Source organism: Edaphobacter sp. HDX4 (assembly GCF_036877565.1).
GTDB lineage: Bacteria > Acidobacteriota > Terriglobia > Terriglobales > Acidobacteriaceae > Edaphobacter.
On sequence record NZ_JAEDXW010000036.1, the window covers coordinates 20,345 to 43,584 of the forward strand.

The window sequence follows — 23,240 nt, forward strand, 5'->3', positions numbered from 1 at the left end:
GTGCTTCACTCGGTCTCCAGCGAAGCAAAATACCGGATTGCTGACAGTGACGGGAGGAAGAAGTAGGCGCCTCCCCTGACAGTCACAAACTGAGGCATACCTGTGATGCGCTTACAAAGTCCGTTTGGCTGGGGCCGCGAAAATCGATCTGTTACGGCTCCTGATATCGGTTCGCGATTACCGAGCAGGGGATCTGCTTCGTCTGTCATTGCATCGAATTTCGAGTTCATAAGCCAGGCGTTTTGCAGGAATTCGAACTGCCGACCAATGTTTGCGACTATACACATGAAATGAATTCCACTTGGTTGGGGAGGTCTATCCACGGCGAGTGCCTCGTCTATCGTCATCAAGACACCGTACTCTCTCCCTCGCCTCAGAAGACGGTGAAACCGTGTCGAAGCCTTGGCATCGCTTTGTAATGTGCGCTTTCCCAGACCAACAAGCTGCAGTACTTTTTCTAATCCATGTGCCGGCGGAGTTGGCATATCTGCATTTCTGGGATTAGCCCTGCGTATGTGCGCTCCCATTGGACATTGTGTTCCCTGTGCATCTTCATCGAAGGTGAACTGATTGCGTTCAGAATCTTTCGGGTCAATACCTTCTATCTTTTCGTGAGCAAGAGGTACGAGTGGAGTTCCATCGCGTTTACGTCCCACCATTGCCGACGCCAACGTATCGTGGTCTTCACCCTCCATTTGGCTTCTCTCCGACACAAACTTCCAGAATCCGGATACATCCTGCTCTAACGTGCGCGCGACAAGATAGCTTCCATTCCGGCCCAAGTCCCACAAGCCGGAGACATCGGGGGCTAAGAATAGCCCGGGTTCGTGTACGTGATATTCCTTGAGTAGAGGGCGTTCCGTGTAGTGCCCATATTCGTTTGGATAGCCCAGCAGGAACTCTCCCAGGCTGCACAGATTCGTGTAAGTGGTTTCCAGATTGCTTACGGCCTTTGTCCCTTCCCAATCCAACATAGGATGACTCAGGCCATCGCTGAAGCCAAATGGTTCGACACCATGCATATTTGTGGTCGAGAGAGAAGTGACGAGTTCGAAAGCGCTGTCCCACAGCTCTCCCTTGACGGTTTCTATCCAATCGTTCAGATGTCCGGGCTGCGCATACAGCAGAATCAAGATATGTGGCTCGTGCCCCGGGCCTCCCCATTCCCACCTTTCGGGAGCATTGGATCCCGTATCTCCCAGCAGGCGCGATCGTCCAGACTCATTCGCCATGCCCGCGCGAAACTCGATCGAGAAGCCATTGATTACATCCTCTTTCACTCCCAACTGTCGTAATCCCGGGCAGGTGAAAGCTATCTGCATTGCAGTCAAAGGCGCAGCTTCACAGGCCACGGCATTCGAAATGGGCGCATGCCGGAGCCAGGCGCGAGCAGCCTGAGCATTCCGGATATTCAGAAGCAAAAACACGGCCTCCGTCAGGCGACCGTAACCGAACCGGACGATCCCTTGTACGTCTTGGAAATCAACCTGATGATCACTCACAGCCAACCTCGCGATCCGTTGATCAAATCAATGCTGCCCACGCCAGAATCTCGTCGTCATCCATCGAGATTGCGTCCACTCCTGCGCGAATGAGGCTATTTCTCTGTTTATTGGCAGCTGTCAATCCAGGATTGGCGCTGTACCAGACCTCTGTCGGCAACTGGTGACGGCGTAGCACTTTCTTGAAAGTCTGCTCATCGTGGCATCCATCGAAGATGAGCCAACGTGTACGCGGGTAACCGATGCCATTGCTGAAGGTGACATTCAAGCCGAAACCTACCTTGTTGATGAAGTCATCCATGTAACTTTCGAGGCTGCCGTCGTAGATGCTTGAAAATAACATCCTCTTCCCCCCATCGAAGGGAACCCACCGTGCAAAGTGGATTGTTTGTACTCGGGCCAGGTTGCCACGATTGAAGATGTGTTGTGCAGCATACCCGGTTATCCATAAGAAGAATCTCATGGACCAGATTCGTGAGATGCCCGGCTTCAGGCTGCCAAACACGCTGAACTGGTTTGTGCAATCGTAGTTCTCAATGGATTCAAGTTCAGCTGCATGCTCAGGTGTCAATGGTGGCGCTACGGTCGGATCGGTCTTCTCTCGATGTCGAAGCTGCAATAGAAAGACAGGGATGTACAGCAACAACAGTGGTGCAAGTAAAAGGAGGACGATGGGGACGCTGATCAGGTGAAGGAAATTTCGAAGCCTCCAGCCTCGCGGCATGGAAGAGAGCGGTGTCAGTGTCAAGCGTCCGGACTGCCGCTCCTGTCGAACGAAGGTTTTGATGCTGTCCCACATCTGTTGTGGAGGCAACTCGCGTAGAGCAGAACCATTTGTATCAGTGAACGCGACAAGGGTATCTCTCAGAGCGCGTTCTTCTCTCTCCTGCTTGACTGTGCGCCCTATCCAGTTCACGTAGTTCGCGGCTGATTGTACGGAAGACTGCTCCAGGAAGTTGGCAAGGTCGCTGCCAGGTATGAATCCAGCGCAATGCGAAAAGAGTCTGGCGACGCCATCCTTTGCCTGTCGAAGAAGCTCGTGACGGAACGCTTCCTCCTCGCCATCGATCTCACCCATCAAAACCAGGTAGTCGGGTAGTCCTGTCAGTGGCAGCTTGTAGACAGTGCGATCCGCAGCAGCGAGATCAGAGACGATGAGAAGTCGAGCGAAGTGCAGATTTTCGAACTTAGCGAATGGGATCAGTGGATTCCGCAGATCAACTACGCCAGGCACATGATTCATCGAGCTGAGCAGAATGCGAAGGTCTGCCTTGCGGTCAGGCTGGATCGGTGCTGCATATAGGAAACTCGACTGTGGCGTCATCCGGATTACCCCAACTCTTCATCCCCGGTGGGCTCATAGTGTTCAACTGCATTTTCTGATTGCCGCAGCGCGGCAAGTGTCTTGTACATTGCTTTGCGAGCTCTGCCCTGATTTCCTAAAGGGCGATGTTCTGCTATGCAATGCCACGGGTTGAATGTGAGCTTTCTCGCAAAGGCGAGTTGCGAAAGATAGTCGGAACTTTGTTGCGGCAATCGGAGAGTGGCAACAGGAACCCGGGGCGACAATCGCTCAGGCCAAAGCACGCTGGCGTTCTCTAAAGGCATCAAATGCGCATCCGTTTGCACTTGTACCTTCATCTCCATGAAGGCTTCTCCGCCTGATAGGGTCGCGGCCAGCGCCTGCCGCAGATAGTCATCTGGTGGGCGCCCGGGCAGACCCGGAATTTTAGTTTTGTGTTTGGTCGTGGGCCAGAAGGAATACTGCATCGCCTGACCTTCGCCCAGGAGATAGGGAACGCAGCTGAAGTAGGGAGCTTCTAGCGGGCTGCTTTGTGTTTTCGTCCACAATCCCTGCATGATCAGGTCACATAGGTGGGACTCTCGCAGATTTAAGAAGTGATAGATCGTCGCATTCTGCAGGCTCGCTTGTTGCAGCTTAGCATTTGCACGGACGTCAGGAGTCACAAATGTCGGTGTCGAAACCCCGAAGAGGTCCTGAGTGAACTTCTCATCCTCAGCAAGCTTCGGTCCTGGTATCTTCATCAGCTTCACACTGATGCTCATGAAACCAACGTCATCGATATCTGGAGTGATATAAGGCCCAGGTCCTGAGAATCTCACCCACGCGGGAAAGCTTCGCGGCTCTGCAAAGATGCCGTGTCTCAAATGCTGAGGCAAGTCTGGATGGACCAAAAGCTCCCCGCGCACAACACCGTGGGTTTTCGTGTTGCCCCCACGCTCAAAGCGTCCGGGCTTCCACAGAAGTCTGAGCTGATCGCTGAATGCATTAATGATGGACTGCACATGTAGCTCTTCATCCGGCAGTATTCGTTCTTCGGCGAGCTCCAGACCATCGCGCGAACGCTGCAGATTAATGAGAGCTGTTATCGCCCGCGCAGTCGGGTCGCGCAGTGTCGCATCAAACGCGGGACGAAAGTAGGGATCAATACGGCGTTCGATCTGGACAGCCTTTATGATCATCCCGGCGACCCTGTTCTTCAGCACAGAACCTGTGTTTGGCTGTGGAATAGGTAGATCAGGGTTACGAATACTGTGATCAGGCTGGTTGAGGGCGTTCATCGGTATAGGGGACCCTGAGGAAATTTGAAGCTTGCAAAGCAGTCATCTGATGCTCTGTTTTCGATTAGGAGCCCGTAAATTCCAGCGCGAAATGAATCGTCCGTTTATCGTCCCAGTAAACCAGTCCCAGATAGAGACCGGGGCCAATCGCGCGGATCTCATCGCGGATATGTTTTGCAAGGAGTGATGTCTTCGAATAATCGAGAACGATGCATTCATTGCCATCGAACAGACTCGCTGCCTTATAGACTTGGGCGACAATCGCATTCACACCAAGTGCCGTAATGCGGTTGGTCAAGGTGCCGTGTGGAGCATCGAACGTTTTTCCCTGCCAAGCGAAGATATTTACGACATGCGCAATGTCCGAGGAGGCAGAAGTGCCCGCACTGATGATAGCTGTTCCATTGGCTTCGCCATTAGGGATTTCGCCAGGCGGACTCTTACGGAAAAGATCATCCAACTCGTCGGCTTTCATCGTAAGAAGCTGGGCTACGGAGTAAGCCATGAGCATCTCCAGTACTTCTCCAACTGGTGGGAGAAAAGCAAGCCAACTATCTTTGGTGCTTTGGCTTTTGTCAAGAAAAAAGCTCGTCTAATCCACATCAGCAAGAATTGCCTCAGCTGCCTTTTCGCCGACCATATACACTGCGCAGACGAGAAAGAAGCCAGGAATTTTCGGAAATACGGATGCATCCACTACACGAAGAGCACGCACCCCATGCACGCGGAAGTTACTGTCCAGAACGCCTCCCGTCTCGCGATGGCCGATCGCACAGCTGCATGATGCGTGATGTCCCCATGCGTGAGAGCGCACGTATTCTCGGATATCCTCATCATTCTGTATGTCCTTACCGGGAAGTTCTTCTTCGGCGATCATACCCTTCGTCAACAGCGGCGCGGTTAGGGTTCGCACGAAGCGTACGCCCTCCACGACGGCATCGAGATCGGAGTTGTTGTCCGGTGTGCCTTCCTCGAAGTAAGCGAAGTGAACATTGGGCGTGTCCCTGGGATCAGAGGACCGCAGCGTAACCCTCCCGGCCCGGTTATTGGTGTGTGCTTTCAAGACTGCCCACGAGAGATAGTTCAGGTTCGTTGCAAACAGGTTGGAATAGCCGGGGAAGTAGCCTTCGAAGCGTCCCAAAAAAGCCACACAGAACAGGTCCGGCACAGTCTGGTCCGGGGCGGATCGTTTGAAGATTGAAAGCACCGAGCCATTTGTCGTGTAGGGGCCCTCTTTGCTGTTCTTCCACTGCACATATTGCGGATCGCTCGTATTGAAGCGCGCATCTTTGAAGATGTGCCATTCATCGAAGTTCATACGGTTCACAACGCTTATTTCATAACGATCCTGCAGATTTCGCCCCACTCCCTGCAGATCGACACGCACCTCGATTCCGTGCGCCTCCAACTCCTCCCGCGGTCCGATACCAGAGAGCATCAAGAGTTGAGGAGTATTGAAGGCGCTCCCGCAAGAATCACTTCACGGGAGGCGAATACTCTTCTTACCTCTCCACTCTCTTCGACATGATGCGGATGTGCGCGATATATCTTTCGGCCGCTCAGGTATTCGATGCCTACTGCACGATCTTCCTCGAACAGCACCCGGGTCGCGAGGGCATTCAGCTCAATCTTCAACAGGTGTTTCTTCGCTACATCCAAAACGCGTTCGCGAGCGCCGTTTCTTGCATGCTTCTTCGTTGTCAAAGGCAGGTAGCGAATGCCAAATGCGTTGTGTCGCACCGTGCGCCAGTCATTTGGATCCAGCATACCTTCCGCAGCCCACCGGATTCGCTGAGGCAGATCGCCAATCTCTCTCACCGCAGTTACCGTGGAATCAACAATGGTTTCGATGAGGTCTGCATTGCCTAGCGAGAGCATCGGGATAGCCTTTTCGGTGCTCAGCCAACCGTCGAATCCATGCCGTGTAGGATTCCATCCCAGCTTTGCAGGCCAGCGGTAGAGTCCTCGATGATGGCAGTTCTCAAGCCGCTCGAAGTGCCTGCGCATCTTGTCGGCGCGCCAACTCTCATCTCCAGTCAGGTCCGCAATCTCGTTCCAATCCTCGTCGTGCGGATAGATGAAGATCATAGCGTTGTGTGCCGTGCATCCGCCCAGTGTCCCAGCCCGCGGATACAGCACGCCGTTCACCTGTTTGCCTGCATATGTCTCGATAAACTTCGGATCCCGGTGCTGCTGTTCATCATTTTGATAGTGCCGCACGAAATAGTCCCACCGCATTGCTTCGTTCTCTGAGGCGAATGCGTGAAAGCAGGGAACGTCATAATCGCTGGGTAAACGGCTATCCACGGTGGCGGGAGCTTCTGCTGTCGAATCACGGGGATCGCCTCCTGCTTCCAACAGAACCACTGAATGGCCAGCCTCTGCGAGCCGGGCTGCCACGGTTCCTCCTCCCGCTCCGGATCCAACAACGATGTATTCGTATTCAGCCTGCTCTGGCCGATTGTCACTCATGCGATCCAAGCTCCGTATCGGGGTACCTTCGGCTGCAGCGGTGGGAGGAGTATAGCGCGTGGCGAGAGCGCATCTGTAATGTTGCGGATCACTATCTGAGCTATTTTTTACTGTTTCCCCGTCCATTTGCTGTGGTAGATTTTCTGGAATCCTGGATCTGTCCCTTGTTTGCCTTTGTAGTGCGTTGTCCTGCTTGCGAATGCAACATCCGCGAAGTTTCACCTGGGCTCGTGTGTTTAGCTTGCGCGACGTACTGAAGAGGGTGATCGGTGAGACGTTTCAGACCATCGTCGTTCGTGTGTTTCTTCATTCTTGCAAGTACTATGTTGTTGGTCTCCTGCAAGGGACACGTCCATCCCAAGGACGAGGCGAGCCGTGCCAATCGTACGCCAGAATCTTTTCCCGCAGCTGATGAAGATTATTTCCACGGCATGGACGGCGCGATCCCTTTAACCACCGACGAGATTAAGGGCCGCAACATGTGGCTTGTCTGGACCGGTGGTGATGACAAGCTGTGGGATACTCTAGCCACGACGAGTCTGGGTACGCTGGATTTTCTCAAGACGATATCGTCGAGGCCGGGACTTAAAGCCAAGCGCTCCAATCGTTGGGAGTATCTTGGACTGGTAAATGAGCCCTGCTACAGGCAGGCCACCGGTCCCGAGCAGGATCGGTTCGGTCTCTGGCTCGATACGCGTGATGCCTCCTGCGGTCCTGAGCCTTTCGAGAATGAGGCGAAGTATCCCGGAGTTCGAGTTGGAGCTCGGGGCGAGACCGTGCCCGTAGGCTCTTACTACGGACATGCCACGGGAATCGTCGGGTTGCGGCTGTTTCCGAACCCTGACTTCGATCGGGCTGCGGCCAGGCACTGGGATTCAAAGCGTTACTATGATGATCCCAGCTACTACAACGACAAGAGGCTTGTTCGGCCTTACCGTGTGGGCATGTCGTGCGCCTTCTGTCATGTTGGCCCTAATCCCATCAAGCCGCCTGCTGATCCTGAAAATCCTAAATGGGAGAATCTGAGTTCCAATGTGGGAGCACAGTATTTCTGGATCGACCGCATCTTTTCATGGGAGTCGAGTCTTCGTAATTTTCCGGTTCAGCTTTTCCATGCTTCACGTCCGGGAACGTTGGACACCTCGCTTATCTCCAGCGACAACATCAACAATCCGCGCAGCATGAATGCAGTCTATGATCTACCTGCGCGCATGGCGGTGGCGGCACGATGGGGCCACGAGGTTCTTTCCGGCGGCGGCCTCAATAACAAGCAGCTCAACGACTATATCCACTCCGGACCACTAACCGGGTTCTACCAGGCTCCAGATAAGGTCGAGACCCCGCGCGTCCTTAAAGACGGGGCTGACTCAGTTGGGGTGCTCGCTGCGCTTAATCGCGTTTACCTAAACATCGGCCTGTTCAGTGAGGAGTGGCTGACGCACTTCCGTCCGCTAATTGGCGGAGAAAAGATTACCCCGATTGAAATCTCCACTGCCAATCAGAACTCTGTCTATTGGCAAGCGACGCAGATGCAGACCCCGGACATGGCGCTCTTCTTCCTGAAGAGCACTGCGCCGCATCATCTCAAAGATGCTCCCGATGGAGACAAATATCTAACGAAAGATCCTGCCACGCTCGAACACGGCAAGATTGTCTTTGCAGAACGTTGTGCACGCTGTCACTCCAGCAAGATTCCAGCTCCTGCGCCTGGCCTGGACCCCAGCGGCTGTTCCGGCAAAGATTACATAAACTGTTGGAAACGTTATTGGGAGTGGACCAAGACCGACGACTTCAAGTCGAAGATGCGCAAGATCGTGCTGGCTGCAGACTTCCTGGAGAACAACTATCTCTCCACCGATCAGCGGGTTCCGGTCACTCTTCTTCAGACCAACGCCTGCAGCCCACTTGCCACCAACGCAATAGCGGGAAACATCTGGGACAACTTTTCCTCACAGACCTACAAGGATCTGCCGTCTGCGGGAACTATCACGGTCTATCACCCCTATACCGGAGCGCCAAGCTCTTATCACCTACCTGCGGGGGGGCGGGGTTACACACGGCCACCTTCGCTCATCAGTCTCTGGTCCACTGCGCCGTTCCTCCTGAACAATACTGTCGGTGATTTCGACCCTAGTCCGTCGGTTGGCTCCCGCATGAAGTCTTTCAACGACTCCATTGGCAAGATGCTGTGGCCAGAGCGACGTGAACGTGACTCTCTACTCGGCGATAAAGTTCCGGGCATGATCGATCGCACCACAGAGATCAGCTATATCGACATTCCTGCTGGCTTCCTGCCCGATGCATTCCGCCCGCTACTTAGCCCCGCGCATCGCTTCTTCCCGGCTATCTTTGGTGAGCAGGACATCATCCTCGGTCCCATCCCCAAAGGAACACCTATCAGCCTGCTCGCCAATCTCGATCTTTTGGGCGAAGGACTGAGCGGCGAAGATAAGCTGAAACACCAAGCTCGTGTCGTCGCATTGCTCGTCAAAATGAAGTATGACCTCGCCTCGTTACCGCAAAATGCGACGAATGCAGATGCTGAACGAACCTTCGGTAACCTTGTGCCTGATCTGCTTGCGTTGAGTAAGTGTCCTGACTATGTAGTCAACCGGGGGCATTACTTCGGCACGAGCTTCACCACCCAGGAACCGGCGCTCAGCGATACAGACAAGAACGCACTCATTGAGTTTCTAAAGACGTTTTAATACGGATCCAGAAGGTATCTGCGTTTCTAGGTCGTGTGACTGAGATGCCGATTCAGATTGCAAGCTTCAGAGCAAGTCCTGTGCCTACGCCCGTCCGAAGGCAAAACCCGACCTGAAGCCGCGTGGTTTCAGGTCGGGCGGGTTCTGTGGATGTGGCATGCAGTGTTTACCTGCGGACTTGCTCGATGTCGTAGCGATCGAGGTTCATTACCTTGTTCCAAGCGCCAACGAAGTCGTGCACAAATTTCTCGTGCGCGTCGGTGCTTCCGTAGACCTCAGCCAGTGCGCGGAGTTGGGCGTTCGAGCCGAAGATCAGATCCGCACGCGTTGCCGTCCACTTCACTTCTCCCGTCTTACGATCTCGGCCTTCAAAGGTATCCTGGGCGTCCGAGGTCGCCTTCCAGACTGTGCCCATATCGAGCAGGTTGAGGAAGAAGTCGTTGGTCAACGCTTCGGGCTTGTCGGTGAAGACACCAGACTTCGACTGTTCGAAGTTGGCGTTGAGCACACGCATGCCAGCGAGAAGTACGGTCAACTCCGGCGCAGTAAGCGTGAGGAGTTGTGCCTCGTCGAGCAGCGCGACTTCGGCCGGTTCATGACTGGTGCCGTTGGTGTATGAGCGGAAGCCGTCGGTCGCCGGTTCGAGCACCGCAAAGGATTCCACATCGGTCTGCTCCTGTGACGCGTCCATGCGGCCCGGAGTGACCGGGACAGTGACGTGGATGCCCGCGTTGCGCGCCGCCTGCTCTACACCGGCTGCGCCAGCGAGCACGATGAGATCGGCGAGAGAGATCTTTTTCTCGCCGCTCTGCGCGGTGTTGAACTCTTGTTGAATGCTTTCGAGAGTCTTCAACACATTTGCGAGCTGCTCGGGCTGATTGACCTTCCAGTCCTTCTGCGGAGCGAGGCGGATCCGTGCACCGTTAGCGCCGCCGCGCTTGTCGGAGCCTCGGAAGGTGGAAGCCGAAGCCCACGCAGTAGTAACGAGCTGGGAGACGGTGAGGCCGGAAGCGAGAACCTTCTCCTTGAGGGCGGCGATGTCCTGTTCATCGACTACTACGTGGTCGAGCGAAGGGATCGGATCCTGCCAGATCAGTTCTTCCGTCGGAATCTCTGGTCCGAGATAGCGGGGGCGTGGTCCCATGTCGCGGTGGGTGAGCTTGAACCATGCGCGGGCAAAGGCATCGGCGAACTCTTCCGGGTGCTCGTAGAAGCGACGCGAGATCTTCTCGTAGGCCGGGTCGAACCGGAGAGCGAGATCGGTGGTGAGCATGCCCGGAGCGCGATGGTTGGCAGAATTGTGCGCGTCGGGTACGGTGCCTGCGCCTGCATCGCCCTTGGGCTTCCACTGGTGCGCACCTCCAGGACTCTTGGTGAGTTCCCACTCAAATTTGAAGAGGTGGTCGAAAAAGTCATTGGACCATTTGGTCGGCTTGGTCGTCCATGTCACCTCCAGACCACTGGTGATGGCATCGCCGGCTATACCGGTGGCATAAGCGCTCGTCCAGCCGAGGCCTTGCTCTTCAATTGTGGATCCTTCCGGCTCTTTACCCAAATGTGTGCCTGGTCCGGCTCCATGGGTTTTGCCGAAGGTGTGGCCACCGGCGATAAGGGCGACGGTCTCTTCATCGTTCATGGCCATGCGGCTGAAGGTCTCGCGGATGTCTCGGGCTGCGGCGACGGGGTCGGGAACACCTTCGGGACCTTCGGGGTTGACGTAGATCAGACCCATAGTCGTTGCGCCGAAGGGCTTCGCCAGGTCGCGCTCGCCGGAGTAGCGCTTGTCCGTTCCCATCCATGTGGTCTCCGCGCCCCAGTTCACGTCGAAATCCGGCTCCCACACATCGGCGCGTCCTCCAGCAAAGCCGAACGTCTTGAAGCCCATCGTCTCCAGTGCTACGTTGCCGGCGAGGATCATGAGATCGGCCCACGAAATCTTCTTGCCGTATTTCTGCTTGAGAGGCCACAGCAGACGCCGAGCGCGGTCAAGGTTTACGTTGTCGGGCCAACTGCTGAGCGGAGCAAAGCGCTGCTGGCCGCGTCCGCCGCCTCCACGTCCATCCAGAGTCCGGTAGGTTCCGGCGCTGTGCCATGCCATGCGAATAAACAGCGGTCCGTAATGGCCGAAGTCCGCAGGCCACCACTCCTGGGAATCAGTCATAAGAGCAGCAAGATCCTTCTTGAGAGCGGTGTAGTCCAGGCTGTTGAACTCCGCTTTGTAGTCGAACTCTTCGCCCATGGGGTTGGAGAGTGAGGAGTGCTGATGCAGCAGGTTCAGGTTCAAGCCATTGGGCCACCAGTCCCTGTTCGTTGTTCCTGCACTGCCGGCGTGAGGGAACGGGCACTTCGCTTCGGATGACATGCGTACTCTCCTTCTGGTTTCAATTCCGTTAATGTTTTCGCAAATCGGGCATCAAATCGTAACGAACTGAATGTAGCACCACCGGAGATATAGTTCCAATACCTGAAACGCCTCCGAGGTATAGGATGAACCTATGGAATTTCACCAGCTCCGATATGCCTGCGCAGTAGCGGATACAGGCAGCTTCAGCCGCGCTGCGGAACGCTGCCAGATTGCTCAGCCTTCGCTGTCCCAGCAAGTCTTGAAGCTCGAGAAAGATCTGGGGGCGAAGCTTTTTGATCGACTGGGTCGCAGCATACGTCTAACCGAGGCTGGCCATAGCTTCATCCCACATGCCCGCTCGATTCTGGAACATATGGAGTTGGCACGATCGAGTGTGGTCGATAAGAATGCGGATGTGCGGGGCAGCGTGGCCGTCGGCGTGATCCCAACCATTGCGCCATACCTGATGCCGCGCTATACGGCTGCCTTTGCGAAGAGATATCCCGAGGCCAGGTTACGCATCGTCGAGGAGACAACGCCGGTGCTGATTGAAGGTCTGCGGGATCTATCCATCGATATAGCAATCCTGGCGCTTCCGTTGCGCCACAAGGACCTGGAACTGTTTCCCATCCGCACAGAGCCACTCTATGCGGTCTTGCCAAAAGACCATCCCTGCGCGGGAGCGGAGTCGCTCGCGCTCAGCGAGCTTCGTGGGGACGCCTTTGTCATGTTGCGCGACGGCCACTGCTTCCGTGACCTGAGCATTGCCGCCTGCACCCACGCCCTCATCACACCAAACATTGCCTTCGAGAGTGGGCAGTTCAGCAGTCTTCTCGGAATGGTCGCCGCCGGTATCGGCATTTCGCTGGTTCCGGAGATGGCAATCGATCGGAATATGGGCTGCCGTTATGTCCGCCTGAGAGACGTACGCGCTAAACGCACCATCATCGCTGCAGTTCTCAGGGGGCGCAGCTTGAACCGAGTACAGCAGGCTTTTGTTTCCGGGGTAAGGGAAAAGAAGGTGGCTGGTCTACGCGTGAAAGCACACTCTGCGAATCGTTCTTCTTCAGGGTGATGGCTATTCCTTGCGAAGATCTGTTACCGAACCCGTGCCCTCGACTCTCATCGGGGATGTTGAATCGGTCTACTTGATGCTTTCAAGTCTGGGTTCGTTACGAGATCGTATTCGTTGCGCTATCTCCGCTTGTTGTTTGGCTTCATCTGCTCGTCCCAGCTGACGGTAGGCCTGCCCCAGCAGGTTATGTGTCATCGAGTTTGAGGGATCCATCTTCGCAGCTCGTTCCAGGTACATAGCAGCATTTACAGCATCCTGACGCTTGAGAAAGGTTTTGCCAAGCAGGATGTAGGGGCCCGTCGAACTGGGCTCAAGAAGAATTGCCTGCTGCAATACTTGTTGCGCCTTGGTATAGTCCCCGGCGCGTGTGTACGCGTCGCCGAGCCTGTCGTAACTGCTGGCCTCCAGGGGATTGCGTTTCCGCTCCTTCTCAAATTCGGCGATAGCCTCCTCCACGTGTTCGCCTGCCAAGGCGATCTCTCCTAACAGCACATGGGTCAGCGGTAATGCGGGATCCAGCTCCACAGCTTTGGTCGCAAACTCTTTTGCGACCGGAACGTACTCTCGCCGGAGAAGAATACGAGCTGCGAGCAGATAAGCTGCTGCCGAGTCTGGCGGAAACCCGTACTGAGTGGCGAAGGCATGGCGAGCGTCATCAAATCGACGCGCATCGATGTAACAGAGCGCCAGGACATAGCTGGGATCGGTTTTTGTCTCCGCGTTCCAGTTGTGTGCGGTCTCGAGCAGAGGTATTGCTTCTGCCGGCTTACCCGCTCGGAAGAGGGCCAGCCCTCGCATCTGGATTGCTTCCTCATCTTTTGGATTCAGATTTATAGCGGATACGAAGGCCGCGTCCGCTTCCGCAAACCGGTTCTCGCTATAGAGAGCAATCCCACGTAATCGATCTAGTCCTGGAAGGTTCGGTGAGCTCGCTTTCAACTTGTCCAGCTGCTGCAACGCTGGGCCCGCTTGTCCACGGTCGATCAGAGCCCGAATCTCAGAGACTTTAGCAACAGGCTCTCCTGGAGCATCGGGCAGGCCTGAGGCTCTGGGACCTTGTTGTGCCGGCGCCATCAAGCCAACGGACAACAGAGCAGTAGCGGTAGCGGTAGCCGGGTGCAGATGAAGGCGAACCATGGTGGGATGAGTGTACAGCGAAAAGAGGAGGCCCCAGCCCTCCTCTTTCGCTGGTACCGTCAGAGTCTCAGAACTGCACTCGCAACGAGAACTGAAGCTGACGCGGATTGGTCGTTCCATCCACACCGGGACCAGCGCTGATTGCCCCATCCTGTTCGATATTGCCGCTTGGAGTGCCGAAGTTGATGTGATTAAAGACGTTGTAGGCGTCCATGCGGAACTGGACGGCGAGAATCTCCTTGATCGGGAAGTTCTTCTGAACGGCGAGATCGGTATTGAAGAAGTGAGGTCCGAAGACGCTGTTCCTTCCGATGTTTCCGATCTGGTCAAGACCGGGCGCTGTAAAGGCGCCACCGAGCTTTTGTCCTGGGAAGTAGGTCAGATTGTGTCCAGGATATCCGGATATGTGCGGTTGGAATGCACCGGGATTTCCATTGACATAGCATGGAGCTGAAGAAGGAACGCTGTTGGTGCATGAGCTGTAGGAGAGGGTAAAGGGAAGACCGCTCGAGTAGTTCAGGACCGGGGCCAACTCCCATCCCCCGACGATCTGATTGACGAAAGCGTTTGCCTGGCTTAAGAAAGGTTTATTGCGACCGAATGGTAGCTGATACAAGCCATAAACGATGATCTGCTGCTGCCGGAGGGCGCTGTCGCGGCCTTTGACAGCTCTCTTGTCCCAGGTTGAGAAATTTGTTGCATAGCTCGTTGCACGTTGCCAGGCGTAGTTGGCATTGAGAGAGAGTCCGTGGCTGAACTGTTTGGCCAACGAGACCTGGAGAGCGTTGTAGTGCGAGTCGAAGTTATTGCTGTAGTTCGTGATTCCATTGGTCCATCCGCACTGGCCGCCTGAGATAAGAGGATTACTTACGTGATAGGCCGGATCTGAACATGCCGAAAGTTTTCCGCCGTAATAGCGTTGCAGATAGGTGGAGTTATTGGTTCCCCCATTGGGGGCGATGCCAGCAACAGGTTGGCCGTTGAGTGCGTTGACTCCATAGTTCGTTGTCGAACTGACGGAGGAATCGTAGTGCAGGGGCTGACCTGTGATGCTGTATTCTGCGGGCAGAAAGATAGCCGCTTCATTCGGGTTGTTTGTATTGGCACTGTTGTCTCCCATCGTATGCGTGCCCTTGTTCCCGACGTAGGCAATCGTAAGCGACAGCGTGGAGGTCAGTGACTGTTGCAGGCTCAAATTCCAAGCGTCAAGAGTAGGAAGCCGAAGGGGATTGGGGCGAGCGCGTGAACTGACAGCGTAACCAGGGTTTGGCAGGAGTCCACTTGAGGGCACCGGTATAGGGCTGGGAGCAGGTGGCCCGGATGCAAGCGAGAATGCTTGACTCAACGGGCCAGCAGTTGCGACGACCTCCTGGCTGGAGAGGACTGGAAGATTCTGTGTCGCGGCATGCCCGAAGATCGAACCGAAAACACCAATGTCGAAGCTCCGTCCATAACCGCCGCGGATAACAGTGGCGGGCCTAATCTGATACGCAATGCCCACCCTGGGACTGTAGGTATTCGTATTTCGACCCCAGTTCATATTGCTGGCGATGTTGCCCACTCCGGCCACGTTGAGATATCCGGTATTCATATCCAGAAGAGCACCACTTGCCGCCGCGTTGATCGTTTCGGGGAAATAGAACTCATACCGAAGGCCGTAGTTGACCGTGAGCTTGTCCGTGACGCGCCAAGTATCCTGCACATAGAAGAAGTCGCGTTTCTGGAACTCCTTGGCATTGGTAGAAGTACTTACAAATCGCTTGAAACCCGTAACCTGGCCGAGAACAAATGTGGCAAATCCAAGCCCCCCTTGCGACCCATTCGTTATAGATGGGTTTGAAGTAGGCTGATTGCTGAAGTACAGAATTCCGGTGCGGTCATTGTCGCTTGGCACGCGGAGATTGCGAGCGTAACGTAGATCGGCCCCGATCTTGATGGAATGTGTGCCTAATATCCTGGTCCAGTTATTAACGAACTGGTACTGATCTTCCCGTTCTGTCAGAGGGCAGTTACACCGGTCGACATTGAGGCCCGCACCGTATTGCGGTCCCTGGCTCTGTGGATTCGCGGGCTCTGCTCCCGTACTTGAACCAACCTCCGCCAGCTGAAAACTTGGAGCTCCGCCGGTAGCCAGAACGCCCGTATTCATTCCGGGAATACCAAGCTGGTCAGCAAACGGTACCGTCTGATTGTATTTAGACGTGATGATGTTGTAACGGAAGTAGCCCAGGCGAACATCTGTCACCAGCTTTGCATTCACAGCAATATCTGCACCAACTGCAACGCTGTCATTCGCACCTTTTGATGTGCCTCCATATCCACCTATACCGAATCCGGCTCCTCCTGCATCACCGAACATCGTTGTGCCACTAAGTGTGTCAGTGAACCGGCTGAAACGGCCAAAGAAATGAACCTTCTCGTTCATCTGGTAGTCGCCGCGCACATCCCACTGATCGCTGTTCAGTCCGCCGGTTCCGCTGCCGCTGTAATTATTCTTGAGACCATTGAAGGTACCGGGATTGTTCGGCTTGTAAGGTTCAAGCAGGGCAAAGAAATTCTTTGCCTGGGTGGAGACCTGTGAAGCAGGAATGACGTTACCGGGATAAGGTTGGCCACTTTTCTGATAGATGACGCCAGATCCGGCTGGAGTTACATTGGCGGCATACTCGCTGAAGTCGCAGCCCGGGATTCCACTGGGTCCGACCTGTTTTCCGAGGCAGGTTTCGACCAGGAGCGAAGATGGGACCGTCTGTGTATTGGACGTGCCGACTTTCTGTCGAACACCTTGATAGTCTCCAAAGAAGAAAACCTTGTCCTTCAATACAGGACCGCCTATTGAACCGCCAAACTGGTTTTTCAAAGCTTGGGGAACCTTGCCTTGAAGCGGCCCTTGCGTGAACGGGTTCTTGGCTAAATTGGCCGCGCTCTGCCGATAGTCGAAGGCCGATCCATGGAACTTGTTTGATCCCGACTTGGTCTGTGCTGTGACCACGGAAGACACCGCTTTCCCAAACTCGGCGTCAAAATTCTGTACGGTGATCTTCGTCTCCGAAAGGGAATCAAGATTCGGGTTCACCACGATGATCCCGAGGATTGGGTCCTGATTATCCGTTCCATCCAGTTCGTAAGCAACACCGGCAAACGCCTGTCCATCCACCATGATCTGTTTGCTGCCCTGCGGATTCTCACTGGCGGCGTGACTCCATCCCATCTCCTGGGCCCCCGGCAGCAGGAGTTGCAAGCCTGTGAAGTTCCGTCCAGGGATCGGCAGGTTTTGAATCTCCTGTGCGCCGAAGACAGTCGAAACATCCGCCCTGTCCGTCTTGAGCAACGGAACTGAGTCTGCATTGACCTCAATGGTCTGGTCGGCAGCACCAACCGTAAGTACGATCTGTACTTTAACCGAGGTATCTGCAAATACCTGGATTCCTGTCTGCTGGAAGTTGTGGAATCCGGCAGCTGAAACCTTGACGTCATAGATATCAGGAATCAGATGATCGGCCGTAAACTCGCCGTTGGCATTACTCTGAACCTCATTCGTCGTCCCCTTCGAAACGTCCGTCACGGTCACAGTGGCATTAGGCACTACTGCAGAAGACGCGTCGGTTACGGTTCCATAGATCGACCCGTAGACGGCTTGCGAGTAAGTGTAGATTGAGGTTGAAAATATTGCCAAAAGGCCAGCGGTGATCCACCTAATTCGTGTCGCCACATTCATGACAAGACTCTCCTGAAGGATGTTGCTGGTCTTGTCTCATCCCCGGGGGATGCTTTTGCGAAGGCGGGTGCGACGCGTATCTCGTTTTCGCAAGCTCCTCTGACTGAGACAGGATCTTTGAACCTGGGGATCCAAGAACTGCCTTACCGCAATAGCTACATCAATGCCTGCGAACGCGAACACTACATACATCAAGAGTGAATGTCAACGGCTAATTTGTGGTCTATTCAGGAGCATCTCCCCAGCGGAGCCGTATTCAGCGTGAAGGCCCGCAGATCTGAAATAGAATTACGCGATCGGTGTCCGGGATGCAGGATCGATCTTCAACACGAGGCCCGTCGTCAATGCGAGAACGTCTCATTGGACCCGTTATCATGTGCATTGCCTTGCTGGTCCTGTTCGTCGACAGAGTGGCGGTCGCGCAGGTCAGAAGTGGTCCGTCCTCCACAAAGGGTGACCCCGCGACTGCTTCATTTCGTGCTGGGTCAGAGGCCTACCAGCGCGGCGATCTTCGCACGGCGCATATGCAGTTTGCCCGCGTCGTCCGACTCGCGCCTAAGGTGGCCGCGGGCCATAGCGCATTCGGAACCGTGCTGCTGGCTGAGAACAATCCTAAAGCAGCAATGGCCGAGTTGGAGCAAGCTCATAGGCTCGATCCCGGTGACAACGGTACCACTCTCAACCTTGCTTTCGCTCATGTGCAACTCAATGACAAAGCAGCAGCAGTCATCCCGCTGTTTAGGGCCGCGGACGAGGCGCACGAACCCTTTACACCGGAACAGGTAATTGCCTACGCGAGCGCGCTTGAGGCCAACTCGCAGCCTGACCTGGCAGAGGATCGTATAGAAAAAGCCCTTATAGAGTCCCCAGGGAGCGCCCTCCTACATGATGCACTCGGAACCGTACTCGTTCAAAGGGAGCAATATGGCGAAGCTGAGACGTATTTCCGGCAGGCCATTGAACTCGATCCTGGGCTATCTTCGGCGTTCTATCATCTGGGTTCTCTCTATCTTCTTGAGGGCAATCCCAGCGATGCTCTAGCTCCGCTCACTCAGGCGCATTACCTTGTAGACAACAATCCCGCATATGCGGTCCAGATTGGCCGTGCGCTGCGCGCCGTCGGCCAGGATGAGGAGTCGATACGTATCTTGCGTCAAGCCGTCCAGCTTGCCCCTACCTCGATAGACGCTAGATATGAGTTGGCGCTCAGCCTGCAGGCAAGTGGAAATCCAAGAGACGCCATTCCTCTTTTCCAAAGCACGATCAAGGCCAAGCCCGATGATTGCTCAGTGCTGACAAATTATGCGCTCGCGCTCGTACAAGTGGGAGACGCCAAAACCGCTATCTCTCTCTTCCAGCAGGCCCTCGGGCTCACACCAGGAAGTCCAACGCTGCGTGAGGATCTTGGTGTCGCTTACCTGCAACAGGCTGACCTGGATCATGCGATCGAGCAGTTCCTCGCGGGTTTGGCTATCGCTCCCTCCAATTCTCAACTCCACTATGATCTCGGACTCGCTTACAAGCTCAAAGACGATGTCAACGCCGCGATTCTCGAGTTCGAAAAGGCGGCGAGCCTGGATCCCAGCCTTCCTGATCCTCCATACACACTGGGCATCTTGTATATGCAGCTTGCGCGTTTCCCCGAGGCCCAAACGCAGCTTGAGCGTGCTACGACGCTAAGGCCGGATCATGGTGATGCGTGGGCGATGCTGGGAAATGTTTATAAGCAGAACGATCAGCCCCAGAAAGCTATAGTCGCTCTACGGCATGCGATCCAGTTGATGCCCGCTCAGCCAAGTCCACACATTACTCTTGCGTCAGTTCTGGTTCAGCTGGGTGACACGACAGGCGCCGTATCGGAGCGCAGGATCGCCGCGGATCTCAGCCGTGCGGCCGTCGGTCGTCAGCGGTCGCAGTTTGCTCTCGACAGTGGACGGGCCCTGCTGAAACAGGGAAACGTGAAGCAAGCAGTCGAACAGCTGCAGGCAGCAGTTACCGCAGATCCAAACTATAGTGAAGCTCACGTCGCGTTAGCGCAGGCGCTCACTCGGCAGGGTCGCATTGCTGATGCGGCCGTGGAGCGCGAGCAGGCCCAGAGACTGGCGCACGCGCAAGAGCCCAGTAGAGAGTCTCGACGTTGAGAGAGGGCGTGGCCATGCCGCAGTAAAAAACTCTATGGAGCACAAGGTTGGCTTTGCGATCACCAGATGCCTGCATAACGCATTGCCTCGTTGCGAGTGGTTCTCTATACTTCCGGCACCTATGGCAATCGAGTTCCATATGCCATGAGCCCGGCCGCAGAAGGGAGACTCTTAATCTTGATCTGGTCCCGTCGAATGTTTCTAACCTCTCTCTCCCGAACTGCCCTCGTTCTTTCGCTCGACGATGTTCTCTCGCTGGCACAATCGCCTCAGGCCACACAGCTCGGATCACGTCCTGTCTATAACGCAAAACCACATCCTGCTCCAAAAGGGCCGCCATCTCCTGTAACGGGCACCCCACTCGGAGTGAGCTTCATCGACGTTGCGCGACAATCCGGGTTGAACATCAAAACTATCTATGGAGGTGAGCACAAGAACAGATACCTTCTAGAGACCACCGGTTGCGGTGTCGCTTTCTTTGACTTCGATCATGACGACTGGCTAGATATCTTTATCGTCAACGGTTCTCGTATCGGAGGGTTCCCGAAAGGACAGGAGCCGATATCTCACCTGTTCAAAAATAATAGGGACGGAACCTTCACCGATGTGACACAGAAGTCTGGTTTGGCGCGAAGTGGATGGGGTCAGGGCTGCTGTGTGGGCGACTACAATAACGACGGATGGAACGATCTGTTTGTCAGTTACTATGGCCAGAATGCCCTCTATCGCAACAACGGGGATGGTACGTTCACAGACGTTACCGTAAAGTCCGGTCTTATGCAGTCGAAGACGCGATGGAACACAGGTTGTGCTTTTCTGGATTACGACCGAGACGGCAATCTCGACCTCTTTGTCGCCAATTACATTGACTTCGACATCAAGACCGCTCCTCTACCAGAGGCCGCAGGTTGCGCTTACAAAGGCATCCAGGTAGCCTGCGGTCCGCCGGGACTTCAGGGCGGGAAGAATATCCTCTATCGCAACAACGGCGACGGTACCTTCACGGACGTGTCGGAGAAAGCCGGCATGTGGAACACGATCGGCACCTATGCACTCTCCGTTGCCGTGGCAGATTTAGATGGTGATGGATGGCCCGATATCTACGTGGCAAATGACTCGACAGCATCCACCTTCTACCAAAATCAGAAGGACGGTACGTTCAAAGATGTGGCGATCGAATCTGGGGTCGCATATTCTCCTGACGGAAAACCCCAGGCAGGAATGGGAGTATCGGTTGGTGACTTCAACCGCGACGGTCTCCTCGACATCGTCAAGACTAACTTCGCCGGAGATACAGACTCACTCTACGTCAATTTGGGTGGGGGTAACTTTGACGATCACACCTACTTGTCCGGCCTGGGCGTAAACACCCGGTTTCTTGGCTGGGGCGTGGGCTTTTTCGATATGGATAACGACGGATGGCCCGACCTGCTGATGTCAAACGGTCATGTTTACCCGGAGGTGGAAGGTACAAACGTGGATGCCCCCTATTCACAGCACAAGTACCTCTATCGCAACCTTCGTAACGGACAGTTCGAAGAGGTGACGACCGAAGCCGGTACCGGAATGACAGCAACAGCGGCGGCCCGTGGCACGGCATTTGGAGATTTCGATAATGATGGCGATACCGACATCATTGTTAATTGCGTCAACAGCGTTCCCCAGCTTATCCGGTGTGATTCCACCACAGGTCGGAATTGGATCAAAATCCGGACCGTAGGCAAGAAATCCAATCGCAGTGGCATCGGCGCACGAATCACCGTCACAACCCAAGTGGCATCGCAACCGAAGCCGTTTGTTCAAATCGATGAGGTTCGCAGCGGAGGTAGCTACTTCTCGCAAAACGATCTCCGTATCCATTTCGGACTCGAAATGGCTCGTCAGGCAGACATCGAGATCCGTTGGCCCTCCGGCGCGATCGACAAACTTCCGGGGCTTGCTGCCAACAGGCTCTATGTAATTCAGGAAGGCGGGACCCTCCTGAAGAGCGTTCCCATGGGAAGAACTCCAACTGAACCCGCAGCGTCCCCTTCCTGATAGATCTCTCATCCCGTAGACGCTTGGGAATCCAGGCGCAAAAAGGCCATCGTTCTACAAGGAATGTTAAGGCAATTCGGCATTTTGCTGCCTAAGCCACGTGATGGCTGAAGGTAGCATCCGAACAAGAGTTGGGCACGTTCGTCGATTCCCGCCGACACAGACGTCGGATTAGTGGAGAGTGCCCTTCCTTGAGATCAGCTGCGCTCCTTCCTGGACTTGCTTGAGCCGGCACTGAGGCGTGTTCACAAACATCAATTATGGAGATTTGGTTATGGCAAAACCCTTCGCACTTGTAACTGGAGCTTCAAGCGGCATCGGTCGGTCATTGGCTGCTGAGCTTGCGCGGCGAGGTTATGACCTCGCCATCTGTTCAGCAGGTGAACGGCTGGAGGAGGCAGCCGACGACCTACGGCAACTCGGCGTCGAGGTCTTGGAGATCAAAGCCGACCTAGCGACACAGGAAGGCGTGAACGACCTTTGGCAACAGATCTCTCAGAGCGGACGAAAGGTCGATATAGCCTGCATCAATGCAGGTATTGGTGTCGGAGGATTGTTCGCTGAGACAGACCTTGAATCAGAATTGAAGATGATCAACCTGAATTGCACAGGAACCGTACAACTGGCAAAGTATGTCGTTCGTGACATGACAATGAGAGACACCGGGAGAATTCTTTTCACATCCTCCATTGCAGGCGAGATGGTGGCGCCCCGAGAGGCCGTGTACGCGGCTACTAAAGCTTTTGTATTATCGTTCGCGCATAGTTTGCGTTACGAGCTGCGTGATTCAGGCGTAACGGTAACCGCATTGCGACCAGGTCCGACGGATACAGACTTTTTCCATCGTGCAGGTATGGATAACACCGAAGTTGGATCCAAAGGGAAATCCGAAAGTGATCCAGAAGACGTAGCGCGCCAGGGAATCGAAGCACTTCTTGCAGGTGAGGATCATGTCTACTCCGCGTCTATGAAAATCAAGCTCGAAGGGTCTCTCGCGAACGTCACGCCCGGTGCAGTAAAGGGCGCAATGCATGAGAAGATGGCGAAGCCGCTCGACAAGACTGCATGATGTTTCATCGTTTTTGTGATTCTCAGCTTCGATTCGCCTGAGTCCGAGAAATCCGGGGGAGGAGTAGATGCCGGTTGTATCGCTGCACGACGATGCAAGGCAGATTCAGGACCAGACCCACAAGTGCGCGGCAGTATCAATTCAAGACGACCAACGTCATCCGGCGGTGCGAGCAGGAATCAATCATCCGCAATCGCGGAGGTGATGAGGTCATCTGCACACCCGACGAGGATCTCAGGGGACGCCTGAATGAATTGACCTGGTGCAAGGGAGTTGAACGAGCGATCGACTGCGTTGCCGGAGGACTTGGATCTGAAGTTGCGCGCAACCTCGCTCCGCCGGAACCATGCTTGTGTATGGGAGCCCTTTCGGGTCACCGGCAGACGGACCCCGCGAAATTCATCATGCCGATCTTTGCTCCGCGTTTGATTTATTCGACAGCGGCGGTTCGCGG

14 protein-coding genes and 1 pseudogene are annotated in these 23,240 nt (G+C 54.9%); 6 read left to right on the forward strand and 9 right to left on the reverse strand.

Annotated features, from left to right (window positions below; genetic code table 11):
* Positions 1–5: 5 nt before the first annotated feature.
* The 6 genes from JAO29_RS22070 to JAO29_RS22095 form a co-directional block, all read right to left on the reverse strand.
* Entirely contained in the window at positions 6–1,502 is a 1,497-nt protein-coding gene (locus JAO29_RS22070) for a Dyp-type peroxidase (protein ID WP_334270444.1), read from the reverse strand.
* Positions 1,503–1,524: 22 nt separating this feature from the next.
* Positions 1,525–2,826, reverse strand: a complete 1,302-nt coding sequence (locus JAO29_RS22075) for a hypothetical protein (RefSeq protein ID WP_334270445.1) — start codon at positions 2,824–2,826, stop codon at positions 1,525–1,527.
* A gap of 5 nt (positions 2,827–2,831) precedes the next feature.
* Positions 2,832–3,986, reverse strand: coding sequence for a catalase family protein (locus JAO29_RS22080; protein WP_334270446.1), 1,155 nt, complete (start codon positions 3,984–3,986; stop codon positions 2,832–2,834).
* Between the two features lie 163 nt (positions 3,987–4,149).
* Positions 4,150–4,590 carry a hypothetical protein gene (locus JAO29_RS22085; RefSeq protein WP_334270447.1) on the reverse strand — a complete coding sequence of 147 codons (441 nt, stop codon included), beginning with the start codon at positions 4,588–4,590 and terminating at the stop codon, positions 4,150–4,152.
* A gap of 87 nt (positions 4,591–4,677) precedes the next feature.
* Positions 4,678–5,523 (reverse strand): GMC family oxidoreductase, encoded by an 846-nt coding sequence (locus JAO29_RS22090; protein ID WP_334270448.1) that lies wholly within the window; start codon positions 5,521–5,523, stop codon positions 4,678–4,680.
* On the reverse strand, positions 5,523–6,557 hold the full coding sequence (locus tag JAO29_RS22095) for a GMC family oxidoreductase (RefSeq protein ID WP_334270449.1): 1,035 nt from the start codon (positions 6,555–6,557) through the stop codon (positions 5,523–5,525). The genes JAO29_RS22090 and JAO29_RS22095 overlap by 1 nt, the downstream gene beginning before the upstream one ends.
* 431 nt (positions 6,558–6,988) lie before the next feature.
* On the opposite strand from JAO29_RS22095, the gene JAO29_RS22100 reads away from it, so the two are divergent.
* Positions 6,989–9,265, forward strand: a complete 2,277-nt coding sequence (locus tag JAO29_RS22100; RefSeq protein ID WP_334270450.1) for a hypothetical protein — start codon at positions 6,989–6,991, stop codon at positions 9,263–9,265.
* A gap of 166 nt (positions 9,266–9,431) precedes the next feature.
* Here the strand turns inward: JAO29_RS22100 and katG are convergent, their stop codons facing one another.
* The gene (gene katG, locus JAO29_RS22105) at positions 9,432–11,627 is read right to left on the reverse strand and encodes a catalase/peroxidase HPI (RefSeq protein ID WP_334270451.1); all 2,196 of its coding nucleotides are present in this window, start codon (positions 11,625–11,627) and stop codon (positions 9,432–9,434) included.
* Between the two features lie 133 nt (positions 11,628–11,760).
* Here katG and JAO29_RS22110 point away from each other — a divergent pair, with 133 nt between their 5' ends.
* Positions 11,761–12,684, forward strand: a complete 924-nt coding sequence (locus tag JAO29_RS22110) for a LysR family transcriptional regulator (protein WP_334270452.1) — start codon at positions 11,761–11,763, stop codon at positions 12,682–12,684.
* Between the two features lie 69 nt (positions 12,685–12,753).
* Here the strand turns inward: JAO29_RS22110 and JAO29_RS22115 are convergent, their stop codons facing one another.
* Positions 12,754–13,941, reverse strand: a complete 1,188-nt coding sequence (locus tag JAO29_RS22115) for a tetratricopeptide repeat protein (protein ID WP_334270453.1) — start codon at positions 13,939–13,941, stop codon at positions 12,754–12,756.
* Positions 13,889–17,539: a TonB-dependent receptor gene (locus JAO29_RS22120; protein WP_334270454.1), complete on the reverse strand. Its 3,651-nt coding sequence runs from the start codon at positions 17,537–17,539 to the stop codon at positions 13,889–13,891. The genes JAO29_RS22115 and JAO29_RS22120 overlap by 53 nt, the downstream gene beginning before the upstream one ends.
* 344 nt (positions 17,540–17,883) lie before the next feature.
* Here JAO29_RS22120 and JAO29_RS22125 point away from each other — a divergent pair, with 344 nt between their 5' ends.
* The 4 genes and pseudogenes from JAO29_RS22125 to JAO29_RS22140 form a co-directional block, all read left to right on the forward strand.
* Positions 17,884–19,680 carry a tetratricopeptide repeat protein gene (locus tag JAO29_RS22125; protein WP_334270455.1) on the forward strand — a complete coding sequence of 599 codons (1,797 nt, stop codon included), beginning with the start codon at positions 17,884–17,886 and terminating at the stop codon, positions 19,678–19,680.
* A gap of 144 nt (positions 19,681–19,824) precedes the next feature.
* Positions 19,825–21,717, forward strand: coding sequence for a CRTAC1 family protein (locus tag JAO29_RS22130; RefSeq protein ID WP_442886467.1), 1,893 nt, complete (start codon positions 19,825–19,827; stop codon positions 21,715–21,717).
* Positions 21,718–21,991: 274 nt separating this feature from the next.
* Positions 21,992–22,786 (forward strand): SDR family NAD(P)-dependent oxidoreductase, encoded by a 795-nt coding sequence (locus JAO29_RS22135; protein ID WP_334270457.1) that lies wholly within the window; start codon positions 21,992–21,994, stop codon positions 22,784–22,786.
* A 74-nt stretch (positions 22,787–22,860) separates the two neighbouring features.
* Positions 22,861–23,240 (forward strand): annotated as a pseudogene (locus JAO29_RS22140) (hypothetical protein); the annotation flags it as partial.